Origin of the sequence: Pseudomonas sp. GM24 (genome assembly GCF_000282235.1) — a bacterium.
In the GTDB taxonomy this organism is placed as follows: domain Bacteria; phylum Pseudomonadota; class Gammaproteobacteria; order Pseudomonadales; family Pseudomonadaceae; genus Aquipseudomonas.
Genome location: NZ_AKJR01000296.1, coordinates 1 through 4,960 on the forward strand (window position 1 = coordinate 1; position 4,960 = coordinate 4,960).

The 4,960-nt window shown below is 61.3% G+C and carries 3 protein-coding genes; 1 reads left to right on the top strand and 2 read right to left on the bottom strand.

The features are described from left to right. Positions 1–129 precede the first annotated feature (129 nt). Positions 130–1,539 carry a GntR family transcriptional regulator MpaR gene (gene mapR, locus PMI23_RS27045; protein ID WP_007919188.1) on the top strand — a complete coding sequence of 470 codons (1,410 nt, stop codon included), beginning with the start codon at positions 130–132 and terminating at the stop codon, positions 1,537–1,539. 149 nt (positions 1,540–1,688) lie between these two features. On the opposite strand, the gene PMI23_RS27050 is transcribed toward mapR, so the two are convergent. Continuing rightward, positions 1,689–2,435 carry an SDR family oxidoreductase gene (locus PMI23_RS27050; RefSeq protein ID WP_007914361.1) on the bottom strand — a complete coding sequence of 249 codons (747 nt, stop codon included), beginning with the start codon at positions 2,433–2,435 and terminating at the stop codon, positions 1,689–1,691. A 189-nt stretch (positions 2,436–2,624) separates the two neighbouring features. Further along, complete coding sequence (locus PMI23_RS27055; RefSeq protein ID WP_007914362.1) at positions 2,625–4,706, bottom strand: putative bifunctional diguanylate cyclase/phosphodiesterase; 2,082 nt, start codon at positions 4,704–4,706, stop codon at positions 2,625–2,627. Positions 4,707–4,960 lie beyond the last annotated feature (254 nt).

A 4,960-nucleotide genomic window follows, 5' to 3' on the forward strand; every position in this document is an offset into this window, starting at 1 on the left:
CAAAACGCTTTCAGGTCGGTGTAGTTCACAAGCATCCCCCGATCAGTCCCCTCTCCCTCTGGGAGAGGGCTAGGGTGAGGGGCAGTTCCCCTGACACACCTCATCATCAACCAGCACCAAGGCTCCTCGATGAAACGCTACGAAAAATTCGCCGACGACATCGCTGAACTGATCCGCTCCGGCGTCCTCGGCCCCGGACAGCGCGTGCCTTCGGTGCGTTACGCCAGCCAGACCTACGGCGTCAGCCCGTCCACGGTATTCCAGGCCTATTACCTGCTTGAACGCCGTGGCTTGATCCGCGCCCGACCGCGCTCCGGCTACTTCGTCAACACTCACGCGCCGAGCCCGTTCTCGGAGCCGGTGATCAGCAGCCACGTCAACGACTCCACCGAAGTCGACGTCAGTGAACTGGTGTTCTCGGTCCTCGATTCGATCAAGGACCCGAGCACCGTGCCCTTCGGCTCAGCGTTCCCCAGCCCGACGCTGTTCCCGCTGCAACGCCTGTCGCGCTCGCTGGCCAGTGCCGCCCGCGAGATGGACCCGCGCATGGTCGTCACCGACATGTCGCCGGGCAACCCGCAACTGCGCCGGCAGATCGCCCTGCGCTACATGGTCGGCGGCCTGATGCTGCCGATGGAAGAGTTGCTGATCACCAACGGCGCCCTCGAAGCGCTGAACCTGTGCCTGCAAGCCGTCACCGAACCGGGCGATCTGGTGGCCATCGAAGCGCCGGCGTTCTACGCCAGCCTGCAAGTCCTCGAGCGCTTGAAACTCAAAGCCGTGGAAATCCCCGTGCACCCGCGCGATGGCATCGACCTCGGCGTGCTCGCGCAAACCCTGGAACGCCACCCGATCAAGGCCTGCTGGTGCATGACCAGCTTCCAGAACCCGATGGGCGCGACCATGCCCGAGGCGAAGAAACAGGAATTGGTCGAACTGCTGCGCCGCCATCAGGTGCCGCTGATCGAAGATGATGTCTACGCCGAACTCTATTACGGCCAGCAGGCACCAAAACCAGCCAAGGCCTTCGATACTGAGGGCTTGGTGATGCACTGCGGCTCGTTCGCCAAGAGCCTGGCCCCCGGCTACCGCATCGGCTGGGTCGCCGCCGGCCGCTACGCGCAAAAGATCGAACGGCTGAAACTGATGACCTCACTGTGTGCCTCAATGCCGGCGCAAGCGGCGATTGCCGACTATCTGCAACACGGCGGCTACGACCGGCATTTGCGCAAATTGCGTTATGCGCTGGAAGAACAGCAGAGCGCGATGCTTGCGGCGATCGCCCGCTATTTCCCGGCGCAGACGCGGGTCAGCCAACCGGCGGGCGGCTACTTTTTGTGGCTGGAATTGCCGCCGCAGATGGATTCGTTGAAGTTGTTTCAGATGGCACTGGCGCAAGGCATCAGCATTGCGCCGGGGCCGATTTTCTCGCCGACGCAGCGGTTCAGGAATTGTATTCGGTTGAACTATGGCAGCCCGTGGACCGAGGATTCGGAAAAGGCCATGGAGACGTTGGGGCGGATTGTGCGGTCGTTCTGACAGATTGTTGCTGACTGCAGTGGCCCCATCGCCGGCAAGCCAGCTCCCACAGTGTTCTATGTCACCGCGTATGTTGTGTACGACACAGAAACCTGTGGGAGCTGGCTTGCCAGCGATGGGGCCGGATCAGGCAACACAAATCCCAACGATCAGCGCCCGCCACCCAAATCAACAAACGTCCCGGTCGCATACGAAGCCTTGTCCGACAACAACCAGACAATCGCCTCCGCCACCTCATCCGGCCGTCCGCCACGGGCCATCGGAATCGCCGACTCCAGCTTGCTGACCCGATCCGGATCGCCGCTCAGCGCGTGGAAATCGGTGTAGATGTAACCCGGGCGCACCGCGTTGACCCGAATCCCCTCGCCCGCGACTTCCTTGGACAAGCCGATGGTGAAGGTGTCGAGCGCACCTTTTGAGGCCGCGTAATCGACGTACTCGTTGGGCGAACCAAGGCGTGAAGCCACTGACGACACGTTGACGATACTGCCGCCCTGCCCGCCGTGCTTGGGCGACATGCGCAGAATCGCGTGCTTGGCGCAGAGGATCGGCGCCAGAACGTTGGTTTTCATGATTTTCAGAATGCGGAACTCGGACATTTCATCGACCCGCGATTTGTGTCCGACGGTGCCGGCGTTGTTCACCAGCGCAGTGACACGGCCCAATTCGCTGTCGACCCGCTGGAACAGCGCGATCACTTCGTCTTCGATGCTGACGTCAGCGCGCACGGCGATGGCGTGTGCGCCCAATGCACGGACTTGCTCCAGCACGCTTTGCGCAGCCTGCTCGTCTTGCTCATAGTTGATGCAGATCCGATAGCCTTGCTCGGCAGCCAACAGCGCCGTGGCGGCGCCAATCCCGCGCCCGCCACCGGTGATCACAATGACTTTATCCATGCTGGCCTTTCTCCCCCAATGCACACGTAACAGTCGGGGGGAAGAATAACCGCCATTGGCGGGTTTTGCATGAGGTCTGTTGTGTCTGGCCGGACGCCTTCGCGAGCAGGCTCGCTCCCAGACTGCATTCGTGCACCACGCCGTCCCTGTGGGAGCGAGCCTGCTCGCGAAGAACGATAGCGCGGTCGATCAGACCGCCGCCACCGGCTTGCCGCGCGCAATATCCTGCATGAATCTGTCCGCCGGCATCGGATGCCCCAACAGATAACCCTGCAACGAATCACATCCCAGCTCAGTCAGAAACGCCTGCTGCACACCGGTTTCAACACCTTCAGCGACAATGCGCAAACCGAGCGCCTGGCCCAATGCGACAATCGCCGAAACAATCGCGGCATCGTCACTGTCATGCTCCAGATCGCGCACAAAGCCACGATCGATCTTCAGCTCGTTGGCCGGCAAACGCTTGAGGTACATCAGGCTGGAATAACCCGTGCCGAAGTCATCGATCGACAGATCGACGCCCATGTCCGACAACTCCTGCAACACCGTCATGCTCGCATCGGCATCGCTCATGGCCGTGGTCTCGGTGATTTCCAGCGTCAGGCTGTTCGCCGGCAAGTGATGCGTGGCCAACGCCTTGGCCACGCTGCGCACCAGTCCGGCGTGGCAGAACTGCAGCGCCGACAGGTTCACCGCGATACGCCAATCGGTGTAACCGAGCACGTACCACTCGCGCATTTGCCGACAGGCTTCATTGAGCACCCATTCACCGATCGGAATGATCAGCCCGGATTTCTCCGCCAGTTCGATGAACTTGTCCGGCATCAGCATGCCGTGAATCGGATGCTGCCAACGCAGCAACGCCTCAGCCCCGACCGGACGGCCGTTGGCGGCGTCGAACTTCGGCTGGTAATGCAAACTGAACTGGCTGTGCTCCAGCGCTGCGCGCAGGTCCTGCAACAACTGCAACTGCTTGCGCGCGTTGTTGTTCATCGACGCGTCGAAAAAGCTGTAACCGTTCTTGCCGCCGCCCTTGGCGTGGTACATCGCCGCGTCGGCGTTCATCAGCAGTTCCTGCGCGGTCTGGCCATTCCCCGGGTACAGGGCGATGCCGACGCTGGCGGATATCTGCAAATCATGTTCGGCGACGCGGAATGATTGCGCGATCAGGCCGACCTGACGTGCCGCCAGTCCCAGTGCGTCATCGGGTTCGGTCAGACGCACCAGCAGCACGAATTCATCGCCGCCGATTCGCGCCAGTGTGTCCGGACCGCGCAAGTCTTCACGCAGACGCAAGCCCACTTCCCGCAATAACTGGTCGCCCATATGGTGACCGAACGCATCGTTGACCGGTTTGAAGCCGTCCAGATCGATGAACATCAAAGCAAAACAGCCACCCTGCTCATGGACCTTTTTCATCGCCTGATTGATCCGGTCATCCAGCAGCATGCGGTTCGGCAGGCCGGTCAGGGTGTCGTGCAGGGCCAATTGCGTGAGTTCGCGGTTGGCCACGGTCAATGAGTGCGCCAGATCAGCGGTGCGCGCTTCCAGGCGTGCGTCGAGAATCGATGTGAGCAAGGCAATCGACAGCACTGCCAACGTGGTGATCAACACCAGACTGTCGAGGCCGTTGCCCTTCAAGCCATTGACGGTGGCACCACAGAAACTGCCATCAGGAAACTGCGCTGCGGCCATGCCGGTGTAATGCATGCCGACAATGGCGATGCCCATGATGATCGCCGCCCCGCCCCGAATCAGTCGCACATAAGGCGAATGCTGACGCAGGCGGAAAGCGATCCACAGTGCCGCCGCCGAGGCGCCGACGGCAATCAGCAGCGAAGCGCCAAACAGCGTCGGGTCGTAATCGATCCCTGGCGTCATGCGCATCGCCGCCATGCCGGTGTAGTGCATGGCACTGATTCCGCTGCCCATGATCAGCGCGCCGAACGCCAGTTGCACAATCGGCAGTTTCGGCTGACTGACCAACCACAAGGCGAACCCACAGGACAACACGGCGATGAGCAGCGACAGCGCGGTCAGGGTGATGTCATAGCCCAGGTCGATCGGCAGTTTGAAGGCCAGCATGCCAATGAAGTGCATCGACCAGACGCCGATGCCCATGGCAAACGCACCGCCGGCAGTCCAGAAATGCACCGCCCGGCCCTTGGCCGTGGCAATGCGACCGGTGAGGTCGAGCGCGGTGTACGAGGCGAGAATCGCCACACACAACGAAATGAAAACCAGCGTGGAGGAATAACTACCGATGAGCATGGGATTTCTCGTGGCCACCCAACGCGGATTGCGTCCGTTCTCGGTCGGGCAAAGGCGGCGATTGTACTGATTGCGCAGAAGAACGCACTGACAAAGTGAGCAATTGGCCATCAAGCCGATGAAACGCTTGTTCGATCGTCCGACAAGGCTCTGGCGCGGCGTCACAGCTTTTGATCGTTCCCACGCTCCGCGTGGGAATGCAGCCTGGGACGCTCCGCGTCCCTTCAAAGTCGAACGCGGAGCGTCCGTTGAGG